This is a genomic window from Halomicrobium sp. HArcel3, assembly GCF_058933135.1.
The window spans coordinates 578,732-598,302 of sequence record NZ_JBZYDN010000001.1 but is presented as its reverse complement, the minus strand read 5'-3'; the positions used below and the strand labels follow the sequence as shown (position 1 = coordinate 598,302).

The 19,571-nt window shown below is 67.7% G+C and carries 21 protein-coding genes; 12 read left to right on the top strand and 9 right to left on the bottom strand.

All coding sequences use genetic code 11. The features are described from left to right. Positions 1–24 precede the first annotated feature (24 nt). From AC5FRV_RS02980 to AC5FRV_RS02955, 6 genes are all read left to right on the top strand, one after another. The gene (locus tag AC5FRV_RS02980) at positions 25–972 is read left to right on the top strand and encodes an alpha/beta fold hydrolase (protein ID WP_493559633.1); all 948 of its coding nucleotides are present in this window, start codon (positions 25–27) and stop codon (positions 970–972) included. Positions 973–1,169: 197 nt separating this feature from the next. Next, positions 1,170–1,700, top strand: coding sequence for a nitrous oxide reductase accessory protein NosL (locus AC5FRV_RS02975; RefSeq protein WP_493559632.1), 531 nt, complete (start codon positions 1,170–1,172; stop codon positions 1,698–1,700). 1 nt (position 1,701) lies between these two features. Further along, complete coding sequence (locus AC5FRV_RS02970) at positions 1,702–3,591, top strand: NosD domain-containing protein (RefSeq protein WP_493559631.1); 1,890 nt, start codon at positions 1,702–1,704, stop codon at positions 3,589–3,591. Next, complete coding sequence (locus AC5FRV_RS02965; RefSeq protein ID WP_493559630.1) at positions 3,588–4,331, top strand: ABC transporter ATP-binding protein; 744 nt, start codon at positions 3,588–3,590, stop codon at positions 4,329–4,331. The genes AC5FRV_RS02970 and AC5FRV_RS02965 overlap by 4 nt, the downstream gene beginning before the upstream one ends. After that, positions 4,328–5,143 carry an ABC transporter permease gene (locus tag AC5FRV_RS02960; RefSeq protein ID WP_493559629.1) on the top strand — a complete coding sequence of 272 codons (816 nt, stop codon included), beginning with the start codon at positions 4,328–4,330 and terminating at the stop codon, positions 5,141–5,143. The genes AC5FRV_RS02965 and AC5FRV_RS02960 overlap by 4 nt, the downstream gene beginning before the upstream one ends. 103 nt (positions 5,144–5,246) lie before the next feature. Then, the gene (locus AC5FRV_RS02955) at positions 5,247–5,837 is read left to right on the top strand and encodes a halocyanin domain-containing protein (protein WP_493559628.1); all 591 of its coding nucleotides are present in this window, start codon (positions 5,247–5,249) and stop codon (positions 5,835–5,837) included. A gap of 83 nt (positions 5,838–5,920) precedes the next feature. Here the strand turns inward: AC5FRV_RS02955 and AC5FRV_RS02950 are convergent, their stop codons facing one another. After that, positions 5,921–6,061, bottom strand: coding sequence for a hypothetical protein (locus tag AC5FRV_RS02950; protein WP_493559627.1), 141 nt, complete (start codon positions 6,059–6,061; stop codon positions 5,921–5,923). A 32-nt stretch (positions 6,062–6,093) separates the two neighbouring features. On the opposite strand from AC5FRV_RS02950, the gene AC5FRV_RS02945 reads away from it, so the two are divergent. Next, complete coding sequence (locus AC5FRV_RS02945; RefSeq protein ID WP_493559626.1) at positions 6,094–6,630, top strand: hypothetical protein; 537 nt, start codon at positions 6,094–6,096, stop codon at positions 6,628–6,630. A gap of 42 nt (positions 6,631–6,672) precedes the next feature. Here AC5FRV_RS02945 and AC5FRV_RS02940 read toward each other — a convergent pair whose 3' ends face one another. The 4 genes from AC5FRV_RS02940 to AC5FRV_RS02925 form a co-directional block, all read right to left on the bottom strand. After that, positions 6,673–7,053, bottom strand: coding sequence for a Zn-ribbon domain-containing OB-fold protein (locus AC5FRV_RS02940; protein WP_493559625.1), 381 nt, complete (start codon positions 7,051–7,053; stop codon positions 6,673–6,675). 115 nt (positions 7,054–7,168) lie between these two features. Continuing rightward, on the bottom strand, positions 7,169–8,335 hold the full coding sequence (locus tag AC5FRV_RS02935; protein WP_493559624.1) for a thiolase domain-containing protein: 1,167 nt from the start codon (positions 8,333–8,335) through the stop codon (positions 7,169–7,171). 162 nt (positions 8,336–8,497) lie between these two features. After that, a complete protein-coding gene (locus tag AC5FRV_RS02930; RefSeq protein ID WP_493559623.1) occupies positions 8,498–8,695 on the bottom strand; it encodes a DUF5800 family protein in 198 nt (65 codons plus the stop codon). Positions 8,696–8,747: 52 nt separating this feature from the next. Beyond that, positions 8,748–9,017, bottom strand: coding sequence for a hypothetical protein (locus AC5FRV_RS02925; RefSeq protein WP_493559622.1), 270 nt, complete (start codon positions 9,015–9,017; stop codon positions 8,748–8,750). A gap of 135 nt (positions 9,018–9,152) precedes the next feature. Between AC5FRV_RS02925 and AC5FRV_RS02920 the strand changes: the two genes are divergently transcribed. Further along, the gene (locus tag AC5FRV_RS02920; RefSeq protein ID WP_493559621.1) at positions 9,153–10,172 is read left to right on the top strand and encodes a polymer-forming cytoskeletal protein; all 1,020 of its coding nucleotides are present in this window, start codon (positions 9,153–9,155) and stop codon (positions 10,170–10,172) included. Positions 10,173–10,175: 3 nt separating this feature from the next. Here the strand turns inward: AC5FRV_RS02920 and AC5FRV_RS02915 are convergent, their stop codons facing one another. Beyond that, on the bottom strand, positions 10,176–11,423 hold the full coding sequence (locus AC5FRV_RS02915) for a hypothetical protein (RefSeq protein ID WP_493559620.1): 1,248 nt from the start codon (positions 11,421–11,423) through the stop codon (positions 10,176–10,178). Positions 11,424–11,583: 160 nt separating this feature from the next. Further along, positions 11,584–13,179, bottom strand: coding sequence for a DUF7847 domain-containing protein (locus AC5FRV_RS02910; protein ID WP_493559619.1), 1,596 nt, complete (start codon positions 13,177–13,179; stop codon positions 11,584–11,586). Positions 13,180–13,290: 111 nt separating this feature from the next. Between AC5FRV_RS02910 and AC5FRV_RS02905 the strand changes: the two genes are divergently transcribed. Together AC5FRV_RS02905 and AC5FRV_RS02900 are read left to right on the top strand one after the other, a co-directional pair. After that, positions 13,291–14,469, top strand: a complete 1,179-nt coding sequence (locus tag AC5FRV_RS02905; protein WP_493559618.1) for a redox-regulated ATPase YchF — start codon at positions 13,291–13,293, stop codon at positions 14,467–14,469. Positions 14,470–14,577: 108 nt separating this feature from the next. After that, positions 14,578–14,985: a universal stress protein gene (locus tag AC5FRV_RS02900; protein ID WP_493559617.1), complete on the top strand. Its 408-nt coding sequence runs from the start codon at positions 14,578–14,580 to the stop codon at positions 14,983–14,985. Positions 14,986–14,993: 8 nt separating this feature from the next. Here the strand turns inward: AC5FRV_RS02900 and AC5FRV_RS02895 are convergent, their stop codons facing one another. Further along, a complete protein-coding gene (locus AC5FRV_RS02895) occupies positions 14,994–17,045 on the bottom strand; it encodes an AMP-binding protein (RefSeq protein ID WP_493559616.1) in 2,052 nt (683 codons plus the stop codon). 152 nt (positions 17,046–17,197) lie between these two features. Between AC5FRV_RS02895 and AC5FRV_RS02890 the strand changes: the two genes are divergently transcribed. Then, positions 17,198–17,785, top strand: a complete 588-nt coding sequence (locus AC5FRV_RS02890; protein ID WP_493559615.1) for a GNAT family N-acetyltransferase — start codon at positions 17,198–17,200, stop codon at positions 17,783–17,785. 135 nt (positions 17,786–17,920) lie between these two features. Continuing rightward, on the top strand, positions 17,921–18,973 hold the full coding sequence (locus AC5FRV_RS02885; RefSeq protein ID WP_493559614.1) for a S66 family peptidase: 1,053 nt from the start codon (positions 17,921–17,923) through the stop codon (positions 18,971–18,973). Between the two features lie 13 nt (positions 18,974–18,986). On the opposite strand, the gene AC5FRV_RS02880 is transcribed toward AC5FRV_RS02885, so the two are convergent. Beyond that, positions 18,987–19,499, bottom strand: a complete 513-nt coding sequence (locus AC5FRV_RS02880; protein ID WP_493559613.1) for a GNAT family N-acetyltransferase — start codon at positions 19,497–19,499, stop codon at positions 18,987–18,989. Positions 19,500–19,571 lie beyond the last annotated feature (72 nt).

Here is a 19,571-nt window from a genome sequence, read left to right as displayed (position 1 = left end):
TCCTTCAGGGCCCGACAGAAAGGTATGAAGCTCCGGAACATCCTCGGCGTCGCCGCCGGAACGGTCGGGTTGACCGCGCTGGCCAACCGCCTGTTGCGGCGTCAGGGCGACTCCTTCGAACCGTTCCTCGCCGGTGACGAGCGCTCGTATCGCTGGCGAGGCTTCGACGTCAGTTACGTCGAGGCCGGCGACCCCGAGAACCCGGACCTGGTCCTCCTCCACGGAATCAACGCCGCCACGTCGAACCACGAGTTCCACGCGGTGTTCAGTCGACTCGCAGAGGACTACCACGTCGTCGCGCCGGACCTGCCCGGCTTCGGCCACTCGGACCGGCCGCCGCTGCTGTACTCGGCGTCGCTGCTCACGAACTTCGTCCGGGACTTCCTCGCCGACGAGAGCGAGAATCCGACCGTCGTGGCGTCGTCGGTGACCGGTTCCTACGCCGCCCTCGCCGCGCGGGACGTCCCGGTCGAACGACTCGTCCTCGTCGCCCCGACGGACAGCACGATGGGGAGTCGCCGGGGGTGGCGGCGCACACTGTTGCGGACGCCGCTGCTCGGCCAGGGCATCTACAACGCCATCGTCAGCAAGTACTCGCTGAAACACGCCCACGGCGACCACGGCTACTACGATCTGGACAACCTCACGCCCGCGGTGCTCGACTACGAGTGGACGACTGGCCACCAGCCGGGCGCTCGCTTCGCCCCCGCGTCGTTCTTCACCGGCTTTCTCGACCCCGAGGAGGACCTGGGCGTCGTACTGGGCGAACTCGACGTACCGATAACGCTCGTCTGGGGGCGCGACGCCGACGTCTCGCCACTGGAGAACGGACGGGAACTCGCGGACGAGGCCGACGCACGCCTCGTCGTCTTCGACGAGTCGCTGTTGCTCCCGCACGTCGAACACCCGGACCAGTTCGTCGACGTGGTCCGTGGGGCACTCGAGACGCCCGCAGCCGAAGAATCCCAGTAGTCGGGAACGATCCGTCGATTCAAACCGGTGGCGAGTGAACGTCTAGACCCGAGTCCAACGGAGTTTGTCACCCCATGAAACAAGAACACTCGAGCCCCGACCGGTCCCCAGTCAGTCGTTCTCGCCACCGGCACACCCGGTGTCCCAGCGAAACGTCCTCACCGCACCGGCTGTCGAAGCGAGCCCTGCTCGGTGCGGTGGGCGGAGCCGTCCTCGCACCGCTCGCCGGTTGTGCGTCACAGGAGGCGGACGTCCCCGAGCCGGTGACGATGACCCAGTCCGACAGCTGTGACGTCTGCGGGATGGTCATCCCCAACCACCCGGGGCCGACGACGGAGATATTCTACGCGGACCAGCGCCCCTCGGGCCACGACAACCCTGCCCGGTTCGACAGCAGCTGGGAGGCGTTCCAGTACGACTTCGAGCGACAGGACCGGGGCTGGACCCGGCAGGCGATGTACGTCACGGACTACTCCACGGTGGACTACGAACTGACGGACGACGGCGGCGACGTGCTCATCTCGACCCATCCGGAAGCCGACGCGTTCGTCGACGCCGAGTCGGTCACCTTCGTCGTGGGCTCCGAGGTGAAGGGCGCGATGGGGGCGGACCTCGTCGCGTTCTCGGAGGAGTCGGACGCGACGGCGTTCAGCGACGAACACGGCGGGTCGCTGTCGACGCTCGACGAGGTGACGCCCGAGACGATCGAGAGCCTCCGACAGGCCTGAGATGGACGTCCGATACGTACTGGGAGCCGTCGTCGTCGCGTTCGGCCTCTGCGGCCTCGCCTTCACCGTCCAGCCCGCCGGCGGCGCGGCCGTGAGTCCAGTGTCGTTCGACGAGACGCTCTCGATGGGGATGACCGGCGTCGACGTGCGGGACGCGGAGGCGGCGGGCTACGAGATTCCACGCGGCCAGGCGTTCTACGCCCAGTACCAGTACGTCATCGGCTACTACGGCGTCGAGGCGATGGTCGAACAACTGGAGAGTGGCCACGCGGTCCGGCAGTTCGGGGAGCCGGTCGCTCTCTTCGTCACCGAGTTCAGCGGCGCACAGCCGTCCCTGACCGAGGACGGCTACCTGGACCTGGACAACGACCCCGGCGTCGACTGGGTGCGCGCCGACCACGCGGTGTACGCGGTGGACAGCGACGCGCGAACGACGGCCGGGCCAACAGTGGTCCCGTTCGAGCGACGCGCCGACGCGGAGCGATTCACGGACGAGTACGGCGGGCGCGTGGTCGACTGGGACGCCGTCCGCGAGCGATACGGCGAGCGACCGGCGGTCGCCCGGGAGCGCCAGGCAAGTCTGGTCGAGAACCGGACCGCGTGGGCGGACCGTCGCGTCGCCGCGAGCGCGTCGCTCCTCGACCGACCCCGCTCGGTAGTCGTCGGTCGCGACGCCCCGACGGTTCAGGCCGCAGTCGAACGGGCGCCACCGAACACCACCGTCTACGTCCCGCCGGGAACCTACGAGGAGAACGTCACGATCACGAAACCCCTCACGCTCCGCGGCGCGGGCGAGCGGACCGTCGTCGACGGCGGCGGCAACGGCACGGTGATCCGGGCGAACGCCTCCGGCGTGGCGCTCGCTGACCTCACCATCCGGGGCGTCGGGCCTCGCGACCTCGGGACAGGCGAGGGCAACGTCAGCGGATGGGACGCCAAGATCCAGCTCGTCTACGGCCGGGGCGACGCGGGAATCCTCCTGTCGGGAGCGAACCGGTCGCTGGTCAGCAACGTCACGGTCGACACGGGCGCGAACGGCGTGATCGCACGCTACAGCGACGGGACCGTGGTCGACGGCCTCGTGGTGAACGGCACCGACCAGTGGCAGGACGGATCGATGGGCGTCTTGACGATGTACTCGCGCGCGGTGGTCCAGGAGTCGACGTTCGAGGGGGGCCGCGACGGCGTCTACACTCACCGGTCGGACGACCTCGTCGTCCGGAACAACGAGATGCGCGGGATGCGCTACGGCGTCCACGAGATGTACACCTCCGGCGCCCTCGTGAGAAACAACACGTTCAGCGACGCCGACGCGGGCGTGATCGTGATGAGCCGGCCGCGCGAGAACGTGATCCTCGACAACGACGTCCGCGACAGCGACGTCGGGGTGTCGCTGGCAGGCGACGCGTCGTACGTCACCGGCAACGTCCTCGTCGGCGGCGGGACGGGGATGACTATCGCGGGCACCCGCTCGATGTACGCGAACAACACTGTCGTCGACAACGACATCGGCCTCCGGTCGGACACTATCCTCCCCTCGAACAGAGTGGTCGAGAACGACGTCGCGGGCAACGACGCGCCGGCGACGGCCAGTAGCGGCCCGGTCGCCGTCTGGACCAGCGGCGGGCGGGGCAACTACTGGGCCGGCGCGCCCGGCCTCGACCGGGACGGCGACGGGGTGCTCGACCGACCGTACAGACCGGCGGACGAGGTCGACCGGGCGCTCGCCGAGTCACCCGCCGGCCCGACCGTCGCACGGTCACCCGCGCTGGGTCTCCTGCGCGAAGCGCAGGCCGTCGCGCCGGGGCTCCGCCGGAGCGACGTCATCGACACCGGTCCCCTCGTCGAGCCCTCGCGCCCCGACGTCCTGGCGGAGGTGAACGCGACGTGACGGACACCGAGGAGCCCGTACTGACTGTCGACGACGTCCGCCACGCGTTCGGCGACCTGACCGTCCTGGAAGACGTCTCCTTCAGCGCAGACCGTGGGTCCGTCGTGAGCCTCGTCGGCCCGAACGGGTCGGGGAAGTCGACGCTGCTCCGCATCGTCGCCGGCCTGATCGAACAGACGGGAGGGGAGGTGACGGTCGCGGCGTCGGCGGACCGCCCCGTCGGCTACCTCCCGCAGACGCCCGCCTTCCGGCCCCAGTTCTCGCTCGCGGAGACGCTCTCGTTCTACGGTGACCTGGCTGGAGTCGACGTCGACGTGGACGACCGACTGCGCCGCGTCGGTCTCCAGAACGTCCCCGACAGGCGCGTCGACGCGCTCTCGGGCGGCATGACGCGCCTGCTCGGCATCGCGCAGGCGACGGTCGGCGACCCGCCGCTGCTCGTCCTCGACGAGCCCTCGAGCGGCCTCGACCCGGTGATGGTCGAACACGTCTCCGCCGTCGTGGACGACCTCGCGGGTGAGGGGACGACCGTGCTGCTGGCCACGCACAACATCGACGCCGTCGAGCAGATGGCCGACACGGTGCTGGTGCTCGACGACGGCACCATCGTCGCCGCAGAGAGTCCGACGGCGCTTCGAGAACGGACCGGTGCCGACACGCTCACCGGCGCGCTGGCAGACGTCATCGAACGCGACGAGACCGCGTCCGTCAGCGTGGGCCAGCGGGGTGGAGCCGAATGAGCGATGGCCGCCTGCGGCAGGTCCGCGCGCTCGCCCAGCGGGAACTCGACGCCGTTGTCAGGACGCGGACGTACCTCGTCCTGGTCACGCTGTTCGGCCTCGCCGTCGCGTCCGTGCCGGCCCTCGGCGGCGCGGGCGGCTACCTCCCGCTCGTCCTGAATCTGATGACGCCGGTCGAGGTGCTGGTCCCCGTCCTCGCGTTCGCCTTCGGGTACCAGGCGATTCGGGCCGACGCGGAACGCGGCGAACTCGACGTGATACGCACGTATCCCGTCCGCCGTGCCACCTACGTCCTGGGCGTGTTCCTCGGTCGCGCGACGGCGGTACTCGCGGCGGTACTGGTCCCGCTCGCGCTGGCGGCGACGTTCGTCCCCCTCGCCAGCCAGCCCGCGCCCTCGTTCCTCGCCTCTGCAGCCACCGTCGACGACCCGATATACTACGTCCGGTTCGTGGCGATCACCGGTGTGTACGCGGTCGTCGCGCTCGGCATCGCGGTCGCCGTGTCCACGGTCGCCCGCACCAGGCGGGAAGGACTCGCACTGGCCGTCAGCACGCTCCTGGTCGTGGTGGTCGGCCTCGACCTGGCCGTCGTCGGCGGGCTGACCACCGGCGTGGTCGGTCCGGACGGCCTGGGTGCAACCCTGGCCCTGAGCCCGGCGAGTGCGTTCAGGGGACTCGTCCTGGCGTTCGCGGCGACGCCCGTCGCGGGCGCCTCGGCCCCGGCCCCCGCTGCGCTCCCCGGCGCCGTCGGACTGTTCGGCTGGCTCATCGGGACGCTCGCGCTCGCGACGGTGACGGTGTGGCGGGCCTGATCTCTGGGCGGGCCCGGCCAGTCGTCGACAGTCCGGAATCGCACGACGCCGAGGGGATCGCGAGTGTACAGTTAAGTAAGCCCGCCACCAAATTATAGGTGCAATGACACGACATGCGCGAGCGAGATCTGTCGACCGGCGGACGGTACTGGCAGCCGCCGGCGCCGTCGGCGTGGGTTTCACGGGCGCACTGGCTGGCTGTGCCGAAGGCGGCGGCGATGGAGAGGACGGCGACGGACAGGACGGCGACGGACAGGACGGCGGCACCGACGGAGCCGCGACTATCGCCGGTAGCGACTACCCGGCGGTCGACGAGTGGCTCACCGAGACAGAGGTCGGCGGCGCCGACGACACGTACGACGGATCTATCGTCGACTGGCGCGAGGAGAGCGAACCCACCGTCGACGTGGGGGCAGAAGGGAACGACGGCTACTACGCGTTCGGTCCGCCGGCGATAGCCGTGTCCGCCGGAACTGAGGTCCGCTGGGTGTGGACCGGCGAGGGCGAGACCCACAACGTCAAGGCGGAACCCGAGGACCAGATCGGCGAGTCGGACTACGAGTTCAGTTCCGGGGACCCGGTCGCCGAGGCCGGCACCGAGTACACGTACACGTTCGACGAAGCGGGCCTCGCGCTGTACCACTGCGAACCGCACCTCGCGCTCGGGATGAAAGGCGCTGTCGTCGTCCAGTGAGGGGCCGACGACCGGCGTCGACCACTCACAGCCGGGGTCGAGAACTGACGGGGGCCGCGCGCCCGGTCGGGTATCGACCGGATTCAGTCGCTCGCCAGGTCGTCCATCCCGAGACGTTCGGCGACGTGGGCCGCAACGGCGACGTCGAACGGCAGGCCGGCGGGACTGCGGACGAGTAACGGAGCCCGTACCGACTGACCCGCTTCGTACGGCGCTACAGACAAAGTATTTGGCGGTGAGGGAAACACGTCGAGCTATGCGTCGGTTGCTGGCTCTGGGCGTGCTCGCCTCACTCGTCCTGTTCGGCGGGATTCTCGCGGCTGGACTCGTCGCGTCTGGACTCGGCGGCGACCCCGGCCCCGCGAACGCGACGGTGACCGAATTCGAACCACGCGTCGCCGTCAACGAGGGCGACTGGGCGAACGAGACAGAGGGCGAGGGCGTCCAGACGTGTACGTCAGTTGGGCCGCCGCCGGGGAACTACGGCGTCACTGGCACCCTCGTCGTGGAACGGCCGTTCGAGAGCGAGGGCCCCGAGAAGGCGGCGTTTCAGGCGGTGGTCGCCCTCGCCGACGGGACGACGGTGGAGCGGCACAACGTCACGCTCCGACCCGGCGACGACGTCCAGTTCCGTCTGTTCGACGTCGGGCAGAACGACGGACTGCTCGCGGCCGGGACGAGCGCGAACCTGACAGTGCGCGTCGACCACGGCGACGCGACGGTGGCGAACGCTACGCGGTCGGTGGCTGTGCACGAGAGCGGCGAACTGAACTGTGACGACGGGGCGTCGTGAATATCGACGCGAGGGACAGCCGTTTCTCGACCGGCGAGCGGGCTATCGCGGCCGGAAGACGACGGCCCGGTCGCCAGTCGTCTCCCGTTCGCCGACGTCGATACCGACGACGTCGCCCATCTCGACCGCCGCTGGGTCGACGTCCCGGACCATCCCGGTGATGGAGACCGGACCGAAGTGGGCGACGGCGGTGACGTACGGAGCGTCCTCCTCGAAGGCGGGCGTCGCGACGTAGACGGTGGTGTGAGTCGCTATCTCGCCCGCGTCTGGCAGCGGTTCCTCGTCGAGGTCCCTGGATCCACAGTCGGGACAGACTCGCCGCGGGGGAAGCCAGCCGTGGCCGTTCGCGCATTCGAGGTAGTATCCCTCGCCCTCGGCGACGGCGTCGAGCCAGTCGTCGTAGCCGCCGTCTCGCGCACTCATCGTCCTCCCTCCCTCGCTCCGCTCGGGAGCTCTCGCGTTCGCTCTCGTTGTTCGCTCACGCGACCACCAGAAGAGCAGAGCTCTTCTGAGGCCTCATTCACGTCGCTTCGCTCGTTCATGAGACCACCTCCAGAACGTGGACGGTCGCACTCGCGGCGGTGCCGCCGGCGTTGTGTGCAACGGCGACGTCGGCGTCGGGGACGTCGTCAGCGCGGGGATGGGACCCGTCGAGGAGCCAGGTGAGCGTGGCTATCTGGGCGACGCCCGTCGCGCCGACCGGGTGGCCCTTGGCCTTCAGGCCGCCGGAGAGGTTGACTGGCATCTCCCCGTGGCGCGTCGTGACGCCGTCGCGGGCGGCGGCGATTCCCTCACCGCGCTCGAACAGGCCCAGCGATTCGACGGCGAGCACCTCGGCGATGGTGAAGCAGTCGTGGACCTCCGCGACGTCGACGTCGTCCGGGCCGACCCCGGCGTCGGCGTAGGCCTCTTCGGTCGCCGCGTCAGCCGCCGGGGTCTGGTCGAAGTGCGGCCGGTCCTGGAGCGCGAGGTTGTCCCCGCCCTGGCCGGTGCCAGTGACACTGACCGGCGCGTCGAGGCCGTGCACTTCGGCGTACTCCTCGCTCACGAGGACGGCGGCGGCCGCGCCGTCGGTGATCGGACAGGCGTCGTACAGCCCGAGGGGTTCTGCGACCATCGGCGCCTCCAGCGCGTCCTCGACGGTGATCTCCTTGCGCAGCTGGGCGTGCTCGTTGACCAGCGCGTGCTCGTGGTTCTTGACGGCGACGTGGGCGAGGTCCTCCCTGTCACCTCCGTATTCGGCGAAGTACGAGCGGGCCATCAGGCCGTACGCGCCGGGAAACGTCATCCCCGCGCGGACCTCGTAGAGGTCGTCGGCGGCGATGGCGAGCGCGTCCGTCGCGGCGGCAGTCCCGATGTTGGTCATCCGTTCGGCACCGCCGATGAGGATGACGTCGTCCTCGCCGCTACGGAGGTTCTTCACTGCCTGTCTGACGCCCGCACCGGCAGAGGCACAGGCCGCCTCGAAGCGTGTCGCGGGCGCCTCGACGCCGACGGCCTCGGCCATCAGCGGCCCCTGGTGGCCCTGGTGCTCGGCGAGTTCACCCATGAAGTTCCCGAAGTACAGCGCGTCGACGTCGTCGGCGGGGACGCCGGCGTCGTCGAGCGCAGCCAGGCCGGCCTCGGCGAACAGGTCGCGGCCGGTCCGCTCCGGATGCTCACCGAAGTCCGTCACTCCGGCACCGGCGACGCGTGGATCTGACATTACCTCACACTGGGCACTCAGTACTTAAATGCTTGCCGCCGCTGGCGGATTTCTGGCCCCGTCGTCGCCGGAATACCGCATCACTGCGTCCGTCTCCGGCCCAAACAGAGATACGCGCCCGCTTGCCCCCAATCACACACGAAGGAATCTATTGGCGGGCGGTCAGTCGACGATCTCCGCGATCCGCTGGGGCTCACCGGAGAGCGCCGGGTCCGGTTCGACCAGCCGCAACACCTCGTGGTCGGTGACGTCGGGATAGGACTTCTCGGTCGCGTCCTCGATGAGCGCCTTCTCGAGACGGAACTCCGTCCCCTCGTAGATGACGTCGACGCCCTGCTCGTCGAAGGAAAGAACTGTCATGTACGGAGATTGGGCGAGAACGGGTAAATATCTGAAGATCGGCGCCCGGCAGTCACCGGTCCTTCAGCGGGTCGAAGCGCTCGTCGCCGTCCGAGCCCGATTCTGCGCGCCCGAGTCGCCGTCTGATCCACGTCCGCGGCCCGCCGATCTTGCTGACGAGGTAGGTCGGAGCGAACAGGGCGATCAGGCCGAGCGCCAAAAAGGCGAGTCCGGCCGGCGCGTCGCCGCTCGTCACCATGTTCATGCCAAGAACGAACATGGGCCCGGCCATCGACATCCCCGCGACGATCTGTAACATCGAGAACAGACCCGGCCCCTTCATCGGCACGTCGTATCACCTGCGGATAGTTGAATCCACTGGCCTGAACGGGCGACGACGTCCGGGCGTCTGACGCGCGTCAGACGGGCGTCATCGCCGGCGTTGGGGTTTAAGGCGACGGAAACGAGTAACGACGGTGTGCCTATCGGTTCAGATCCCCTCGACCGTCTCGCGATTCCTGACGGGACCACAGTCGAGGAGCACGACCTCGTGACGGAGGGCAACGTCATCGTCGGCGGCCAGACGACGGTCGAGTTCGGCGTGCGCGGCCACTCGATCATCGCCGACGAGCGGGTGCGCTTCGACGGTCACATCGAGGCCGAGGGCGACTGCCGCCTCGACATGTGGTGTGACGTCGGCGACAACGTCCTCGTCGGCGAGGACGCCTACCTGGGCGAGCGGGTCCACATCGACGGCGAACTGAAGGTCGCCGGCGACCTCGACATCGGCGACGACGTCGACATCGAGGACGGCTTCGAGGCCAACGGCTGGATCGTCATCCGCAACCCCATGCCGACCATCGTCTTCCTCTTCGTCTACCTCTCGCACCTCCTCCGCATCGGCGAGGAGGAGGCCGCCGAGGACGTGCTCTCCTCCGTCACCGGTGACGACGTCGACAGCGACCCCGTCCTGATCCCCCGCGGCTCGCACGTCAGCGACGACGTCTGGCGCGTCTCCGCGCCGGCCACCATCGGCGACGACTGCCGCCTCCACGGCAACGTCCGCGCCGAGGACATCGAGATGGGCCGCGACGACACCCTCTTCGGCAGCCTCCGTGCCAAGGACGACATCGCCATCGGCCGCGGCAGCGACGTCAAGGGCGACGTGACCACCCGCAACGGGACCGTCAGCATCGGCCCCGGCGTGAAAATCTGGGGCGACGTCGTCGCCGAAGACGTCGAACTCCACGAGAACGCCACCGTCGACGGGACCATCCGCGCCCGCGGCGAGATGGTGATGCACACCGACGAGGTCATCGAACGCCCCGACGAGACGGCCGAAGCGATGGCCGAAGCCGCCGAGGAACTGGAAGCAGACGAGGAGAGCGACGATGACGCGGTCGACGAAGATGAAACCGACGCCGACGCAGAAGAACCCGACGCCGACGCAGCCGAGCGGCCGGACGCCGACGACAACGCCATCGAGACGTCCGATTGACTCTCAGATCGCGTTGACTACCGACATCACCCACCCGTCGTCGCTGTAGTCGCGGTCGTCGTACCCACCGATTGCGACGTAGTGGCCGTCCTCGCTCGCGAGGCCAACCGGTTCGATTTCGCGGTCAGGAGCGATACCGTACTTGGTGCTCGACTGCACCCCACCATCGGGTCCGATAGCAGTTACCCAGAATCCTTCGTCACCCTGGCCCGCAAGAAGATACCCACCGGCAGCAGTTGGCTCTAACACACGGAGCCCAGAACCTGGTTCGTCGTACGTTTTGGTCCACAGTTCCGTTCGATCCTGTTCGAGACTTCGTATGCGGATCTCGTTTTCACCCCCCGCCCACAGTACGTACCCGGTCGGCGTGGGACGGGCGGAGCGAAATGAATCGGGAGTCAGCTCCCACTGCGCCGTTCCATCGGGTCCGAACTTCTCCAGCCACGTTTTATAGCCGGTTTTGGCCCCATGGACGAACCAGCCCCCGTCTTCCTTCCGTCGAATGGATTTGATCCAGCGAGAGTTGTAATCCGTCTCCCAGCGTAGCGGTTCGTCGGGGCCCTCGAATCCTCTGAAGTACGCGTCGCCGCCCTCGGCGCTGTAGATAGTCCACGCGCACATGTAGGTTTCACCGGCAAGCTCTAGAAACCATACCTTTTGGGCGGTACCAAATCGCTCTTCGAACCGACGTTCCCATTCGAGTTCCCCCCGAGAGTCCGTTTTGACGACGCCGGCATCATCGGCGTCAGTCTGTGGAATCGCACCAACGAGATACCCTCCATCCGACGCCACGTTCACAGTGACTCCATCTCGACCGGGCTTCCAGCCCGAGTAGATTCGAGACCATTCGACGTCCAGGTTCGTATCGAACGCGACGAGCCAGATAGTCCCGTCTAAGGAGCCAGCGCACAGAATCTCGCCACCATTCACGACGAGGTCGGTGAAAACCCCGGCCAATTGCCCTCCCTCGCGGTCAGAGAGTTCCTCCGTCCGAACGAGATCAGTCGGTGGCTGGCCGTCTGGTGCTGCCGTCTCTGTCGGCGTCTCCGTCTCCGTTGCCGTCTCAGTTGGCGTGGTCGTTTCGGTGTCGGTCCCCCGGGCTGTCTTTGTTGCCGTCGCCGTGGGCGACTGCCACGGCTCCGTGGTCGGCCGGTCGGCTGATGGGTTTAGCTCGTTGCACCCCGCGATACCGCCCGTCGCAACGACGCCGAGCCGTCGAAGTAACTGTCGCCGCGAGAGGGGACCAGCCATTGTTCGATGCACCGATTGGAGGAATAATAATCGATCGATAGCTGAGCCGGCCGAAATCAAGTGAACTCAGGAGTGCGGCAGCGCATCCGATCCGTGACGCCGCTGGTGAATAGTCGGGCCGCAACCGCCGGAGTAACCTGACGGCCGCTCTTCTCGCCGTTCAGTAGTACAGCACGTCCCAGAACCACTCCATCGGTGAGCGCTGGCCGATTTCTTCCGGGCGCTCGACGTCGACTGTTTCGTCTGCGGCGTAGCGCATCTCGTACTCGTAGGCGTTCCCCGTATCCAGTGAGCGGGCCCGGATCCGGACCGTGTCGACGACCCTTCGCTCGCGGTCGACGACGACCCTGAGATAGCTATCGTTTGCAAGATCACCGTTCATTCCGGCGTACGACGTCGAGAAGGCCGTCCGAATGTCGTCCGCGGTCGTCGACTGGTACACGAGCACCGACGCATTGCTGTGCGCCACCGACCAGGTACCGCCCCGCTTCGGTACGGGCGCGACGTCTGTCGGGTCCGATACGACATAGCCGGGCATGGCAATCACGGTCCAGCCGTTCCGCTCCCGCGTGACCGGGCCGAAGGTTCCCCGCCACGACCCGCCGCCGCTTGGCAACGCGATGGTCCCCTCGCCGTGGTAGCTCCCGACGCGGACGTCCGGGTCCTCTCCGTAGAAGAATATCGACACCCGTCGGTCGTCGTAGTCGATAGCCGACTCCGACGTCTTCCGCCACTCGCTGTCCGGTTCGGTGGCGTTCCGGGCCAGGACCGTCCGACGGTGGTTCGCCTCGTGGGTGTTGTTCGCCGCGACGACGTATGCCGCTTCGGGGTCGTCCGGGAGTTCCTGCATCTCGGCCTGGCCCGCACCGGCGTCGACCGCGCGGACGTAGCCCGTCCCAGCGACGGCGGCGACGAGGACGACGGCGACCGTAGCAACCCGCGTCCAACGAACGGTGACCGGCGGCACGGCCTGGAGGGCCGGCCGGACGGTCCGCTCGAAGTAGGTGACGTGGAGTGCCGACGCGAGCGTGACGCCGACAGTGCCGACGATCACGACGACCCCGATGGCGGCCGCGACGGAGGTGGCGTCGTCGACCTGGCCGAAGGCGAACTGGAGCAGCTCAGCCGTTCCCAGCAGCACGGTCGTCACGGTCGCGTAGCCGAGGAACGAGAGGGGGCGTCGTCGGGCGAATCCCGCGCTCGACTGCCAGGCGGCGCGGGGACGCTCACCGTCGTACGCGACGCAGACGTCGGCGAAGCGCGTCACGAGCAGGCCGGCGGCGAGGAAGACCGCGAACAGGAACGGAAACCCCCAGACGGCGAGGACGGCGATAGGTTGCCCGGGATCGCCGGTCACGTACTGGACGTAGCGCAGGACAGTCGCGAGGACGAACGCCAGCGACGTGCCAGCGAGCGCGAGGGCGACGGCCGCCGCGAAGGCAGAGAGCGTCGCGGTCAGCACGCGCAGGTAGTACCGCCGGACCGCTCCGATCGCTGACGAAATCGTCTCCCTCGCGTCGCCAGTTCGCTCCCTGACCGGTTCGTAGAGGCCGACGGCCAGCGGCGCGGTCAGTAACAGGACAGCGACCGGTCCGGCGAGGGTCAATACGGGCCCGTACACCGGCGACAGGGTCGCCTCGACTGCGGCGAGTGCGAACGAGAGCGCGGTCTGGAGAGCGACGACGGCGAACCCGACCAGGAACAGCGAGGGATGGACCGCGCGGATGGAGGGCGCGACGCTCTGACGGAGGGACATGGATCCAGATGGCAGGCATTCGATAATAAAGACTCTGACGTCGGATCCGCCGACGGCTCACGGGGTGAGTGAACCGAAACCCCCTTTTCCCCGACCCCGGTACCACGTAGCATGCTCTCTATCGCGCTGGCGGGGAAGCCCAACGCCGGCAAGTCTACCTTCTACAAGGCGGCGACGGAGTCGGACGTCGACGTCGGCAACTACCCGTTCACGACCATCGACCCGAACCGCGGCGTGAGCTACGTCCGCACCGACTGCCCCTGCCTGGACCGTGAGGAGCGCTGCGGCGGGGACAACTGCCGCGACGGCAAGCGCTACGTCCCGGTCGAACTGCTCGACGTCGCCGGTCTGGTCCCGGGCGCCCACGAGGGGCGAGGCCTTGGAAACCAGTTCCTCGACGAACTCACCAACGCCGACGTCATCCTCAACGTCGTCGACGCCTCCGGCGGGACGAACGAGGAGGGCGAACCCGTCGAGATCGGGAGCCACGACCCCGTCGAGGACGTCGACTTCGTCGAGGAGGAGATGGACCTCTGGCTCGCGAGCATCGTCGAGCGCAACTGGGAGGGCGTCGAGCGCGCCTCCCGCTCGCCTGACTTCGACCTCGACGAGGAACTGACCGAGATGCTCACCGGCGTCGGGGCGACGGAGGCCGACGTGGCGCGTACCTTGCGCGACATCGACTACCCCGACGACCCCATCGCCTGGGAGGACGAGCACCGCGAGGCGCTGGCCCGCGAGATTCGCCAGCGGACCAAACCCATCGTCGTCGTGGCCAACAAGGCCGACATCGCACCGGAGGGGAACGTCGAACGACTGAAGGAGGCCGCCGAGTACGCGATTCCCGCCACCGCCGATGGCGAACTGGGCCTCCGGCGCGCGGCCGACGCGGGCATCGTCGACTACGACCCAGGCGACTCAGACTTCGAGATTACGGGTGACGTCAGTGGCGACCAGCGCGAGGGCCTCGAACGCATCCGCGACGTCATGGAGGAGTGGGGCGGCACGGGCGTCCAGCAGGCCCTCGACGAGGCCGTCTACGGGCTGCTCGACCACTTCACCGCGTTCCCCGTCCAGAACGAGAGCAAGTGGACCGACGGCACCGGCACCGTCCTCCCCGACGCCTTCCTGCTGCCCGAGGGGTCGACACCGAGAGACCTGGCCTACGCAGTCCACTCCGACATCGGCGAGGGGTACCTCCACGCCGTCGACGCCCGCGAGAAGCGACGCATCTCGGACGAGACGGAACTGGAAGAGGGCGACGTGATCAAGATCGTCAGCACGAACTGACCGCTCCTCGTTGCTCGGTGTTTCCCGTATTCCACCGTTACTCCCGACCGACTTTCAGCGACGACAACGAGGCACACGCTTTTGTTACAGGCCACGAAAGGGGTCTGTATGTACGAGATCCTCGTTCCGGTGGATCGTGACGAACCGCGCGCGCTCTCACAGGCTGAGGCCGTGAGTGAACTACCGCATTCGGCCGAAGAGGTCCACGTTACCCTGCTCCACGTGTTCACGAACAACGCGGAGGGCGCCTCAGTCAATCAGGTCGGCTCCGTCCGCGAGGCACAGGAACGCATGGAGGAGGCTGGCATCGAGGTGGATCTGGCAGAACAGAGCGGCGACCCGGCCACGGAGATTCTCGACTACGCCGACGAGGCCGACGTGGACCTCGTCTGTCTGGCGGGACGGAAGCGCACCCCGGCAGGCAAGGTGCTGTTCGGCAGCGTCACCCAGAGCGTCATCCTGGGGACGGAGAAGGCGGTGCTGGTCAGCGGACGTGGCCAGGCGCCCTCCGAGTGAACGGCCCGCTACCGCGCCGCCTCGACGTCTTCGAGTGACTCCGGGTTCTCGATGCTGCTCAGGTCGCCCGGGTCCTCGCCTTCGTAGGTAGCAGCGATGGCTCTGCGAACGATCTTGCCGCTCTGGGTCTTGGGAAATTCGTCGACGAACAGCACCTCGCGAGGGCGGAACGGCTTGCCCAGTTCCTCACCGACGAGACTCCGAATCTCCTCGCGGAGGTCGTCGGACTCGGCCGTGTCGTCCGCGAGGACCGCGTAGAGGACGACCGCGGTCCCGGTGGTTTCGTCCGGGACGCCCACCGCCGACGCCTGAGTCACGGCGGGGTGCTCGATGGCCGCCCCCTCGACCTCGGCGGGGCCCACTTTCCGTCCGGCGACGTTGAGCGCGTCGTCCGCGCGGCCGTGGAGGAACCACAGCCCGTCCTCGTCGACCTGTGCCCAGTCGCCGTGGTCCCAGAGGTCGTCCCAGGTCGACCAGTACTCCTCGATGTAGCGCTCGTCGCCGCTCCAGAGCGACTTGGTCGTGCTCGGACAGGAGTCGGAGGCGACGAGGTAGCCCCGTTCGTGTCGGTCGGCGACGGAGTTGCCGTCCTCGTCCACGACGTCGACGGCCATCCCGAGCCCCGGGCCGCCGAGCGTACAGGGCTTGAGCGACTGGATCGGCATCGGCATGAGGAAACAACCGCAGATCTCGGTCCCGCCGGAGATGTTGATTATGGGGGCCTCGCCACCGCCTACCTCGTCGAGGAACCACTGCCAGGACTCGGGGTCCCAGGGCTCGCCGGTGGACCCGAGCAGGCGAAGCGACGAGAGGTCGTGGCCGTCCAGCCACCGATCCCCTTGCTTCCGGAGCGCTCTGATGGCCGTCGGGGAGACGCCGAACACCGTCAGTTTGTGGCGGTCGATCATCTCCCAGAATCGGTCCGGTTGTGGGTGGTCGGGCGCACCCTCGTAGACGAATATCGTCCCGCCGAACGTGTGGTTCCCGATAAGCGTCCACGGGCCCATCATCCAGCCGATGTCGGAGACCCAGTAGAACCGATCGTGTGCCTTGTGGTCGAAACCGAAGTAGATCTCCTTGGCACACTGCAGCTGGACGCCGGCGTGCGTGTGGACGATTCCCTTCGGCTTCCCCGTCGTCCCCGAGGAGTACAGCAGCATCGACTCCTGATCGGCGGGGAGATGCTTCGTCTCGTACTCGTCGGACTGGATCGAGACCGCCTCGTTCCACCACTGGTCGCGGTCGTCGTCCCAGTCGAGGGCCGTCTCGTCGGAGCCCAGTCGCCCGTAGACGATGGTGTGGTCGACGTGGCCGGCCTCCGCGATGGCCGCGTCGGCGGTGTCCTTGAGCGTGACCTCGTTCCCGCGGCGGTAGAACCCGTCGGCGGTGAACAGCACCGAGCACTCCGAATCCTCGATGCGGGTCGCCGTGGCGTCGACGCCGAACCCGGAGAAGATGGGAACGGCGATGGCGCCGACCTCGAAACAGCCGTAGAGAATAGCCGCGACTTCCGGGACCATCGGCATGTAGAGGCCGACGGTGTCCCCCGTTCCGACGTTCCGCTGTTCGAGCGCGTTGGCGACCTGGTTGGCCTGCCGGTGAAGTTCGTGGAAGGTGACGTCGCGCGTGTCGCCTGGTTCGCCCTCCCAGACGATAGCGCTCTTGTTGCGGGTCTCGCTGTCGACGGCGGCGTGCCGGTCGAGGACGTTGTGGGCCAGGTTTATCTCGCCGCCCGGGTACCAGTCGCTGAACTGCGGTCCATCTTTGCGCGCGGCTTCGCCGCTCGCACTTTCTGGGGCGCGTCGCGCCCCACTGTCGTCTCTGACCTCGTCGTACTCCTCGTAGAACTCGATACCCAGGTACTCGGGGAGCAGGTCCCAGAACCAGTCGACGCCGGACGCTGGCTCCCCGTCGACGTCGCCCGTGGTACGCTCGATCAGTTCGTCGTAGTCCGCCATCCCGTACTCTTGCATGAACTGCCAGACGTTGGTCGACTCGACGAACTCCCGGGAGGGCTCGTAGGCGAACCGGTCGAGCCCGTCCAGCGAATCGGATCCCATACCACGACATTCGGTGACGAGTGCCAAAGTAATTGCGCGCGTCCGGGGCGGGCGGCGGCCGAATTCGGTCCGTACGACGACGTGCCCAGCGGTTCGTTACAGATTCTGGTGGGTCGAAAACCCTTTTGCACACAGCTTACCAAGGTTCGGATATGTACGTCCGGGACGCGAAAAACCGCGAGGAGGTCTGGCTGCTCGACCGCATCGAGGAGATGGGGCTCGACGAGACGGCGTTCCGGTCGCGGGACTACGTGGTGGCCATCGACGAGGAGAGCCACGAGAAGGCCGGTTTCGGCCGCATCCGCATCCACAAGCCCGAGGACGAGACGGAACTGTGTGAACTGACGAGCATCGGCGTCCTCGACGCGTGGCGCGGCCAGGGAATCGGCGCCCACGTCGTCGAACGCCTCGTCGAGTACGCCAGCGACGAGGGGTTCGAGACGGTGTACTCGCTGACCGGCCATCCCGACTACCTCCAGCAGTTCGGCTTCGAGCGCATCGACGAGTCACAGCTGCCCGAGAAACTACGGGAACGCCTCGAATCGAAACGGGAGACCCTCGAACCCGACGCCGTCCCGACCCGAATCGACACTGACGACTTCCGGATGCCCGACGAGTTCCGGGAGCGGTTCAAGGGCGCGACTGCGGAGGAAGCGGGCGAGGGCGAACCCGTCGAGGGCCCCGAGGACTTCGGCATCGACCCCGAGGAAGCGACCTACAAGTACGACACCGGGCGGTAGACCGCGATAGGCCGGCTCCAGCCGCCCCGATCCGGTTTCGGACCGTCACAGGGAGTGGTCGAGATCGCAGGAACAGTTGCCAGTGAATCTCACGCCGGGGACACGCTTTTCCCGGGTTCGTTCGGATTCCGTCGTATGGCCGACGAATTCACGATCCCACCGGCTGCGTCACCCGGCGACCGCGTCGCCGTCGTCGCACCGTCGAGCGGCGCCGCCGCTCACCACCGAGACGTCCTCACGCTCGGGCTGGACAGGCTGCGTGACGTCTTCGACCTCGAACCAGTGGTCTACCCGACGGCCCGGCAGTCTGACCGTTACCTCCGGGGCCACCCCGAGGCCAGGGCTGCCGACGTCCACGCGGCGTTCCGGGACCCCGATATTTCGGCGGTCTTCGCCACCATCGGGGGCGACGACCAGCTCCGGGTCCTGAAACACCTCGACCCCGACGTCCTCCGGGCGAACCCGACGCGCTTCTTCGGGATGAGCGACAACACCAACCTCGCGCTCTCCCTCTGGAACCAGGGTATCGTCTCGTTCTACGGCGGTCAGATCCTCAACCAGATCGCGACGCCCGGATTCCTGCCCAAGTACACGGAGCGCTACCTTCGCAGAGCGCTGTTCGAGGAGTCCATCGGCGAGATAGAACCCGCCGAGCAGTGGACGGACGACGTCGTCGACTGGGGCGCCGAGGACTATGCCGATCAGGAGCCCGAGTACGAGGCCAACGACGGCTGGCGCTGGCACGGAGACCGACCCGTCGAAGGGCGGCTCTGGGGTGGCTGTCTCGCCATCCTCCGCTGGCAACTCGCGGCGAACAGGTACCTCCCCGACGCCGCTGCCCTCGACGGCGAGATTCTCGCCCTGGAAACGTCGGAGCAACTCCCCAGCGCCGACCGCGTTCGCTGGACGCTCCAGGCGATGGGCGAGCGCGGCCTCCTCGAACGGTTCGACGGCGTCCTCGTCGGCCGTCCACAGTCCCGCCATCGGTTCGACGACCGAAGTGTCGACGAACGAACGGAGTACCGGCGTGACCAGCGCGACGCGGTCCGCTCGATGCTCGACCGGTACAACCCTGACGCGACGGCAGTCTTCGACCTCGACTTCGGGCACACGAACCCGACAGTGCCGGTCCCCATCGGCGGCCAGGTGGAGATGGACCCGGCAACGGAGACGATCCGATTTCCGTGAGCAGTAGGGCTGTTTACCCGATCAGTGACTTCCAGTAGACGGCGAGTTCGAACGTCTCACCGAATCCCTCCAGTCGCTCTTCGCCGATGAATCGGAATCCCAGCGAGTCGTAGAACGACTGTGCGACGTCGTTCCCGGCGCCCGTGTCCAGGACGATCTGGTGGTAGCCGTCGCCGCGAGCGCGGTACTCCAGTTCCTGGTAGAGCGCCCGTCCGAATCCCCGGCGCTGGTAGTCGGGGTCGACGCGCACCCTCGTGAGTTCCGCAGTCCGGCGGTCGAAGTCGAACCGCCCGGCGAGTGGCCACTCGTCGACGTGGTGGTAGGCACCGGTCGCGACGATTTCGCCGCCGTGGCGACCGACCAGGAACTCCCCGTCGCGGTCGAGGTAGTGGCCCGGGACGTCGTCGAGGTCCGGTTCGGGGACGTCCTCGGCGTAGTCACCCGCGCCCCGGAGGGCCGCCTCGTTGAGTTCCCGCACGCGCGGACCGTCGTCGCGGAACCGGCGGACGGTCAGGCCAGTCGGCATAGGAGCAACGGCGTCTGCGGGCCGTAAAACTACTCTCACGACAGAAACGACACAGGCGACACAGTCGACACT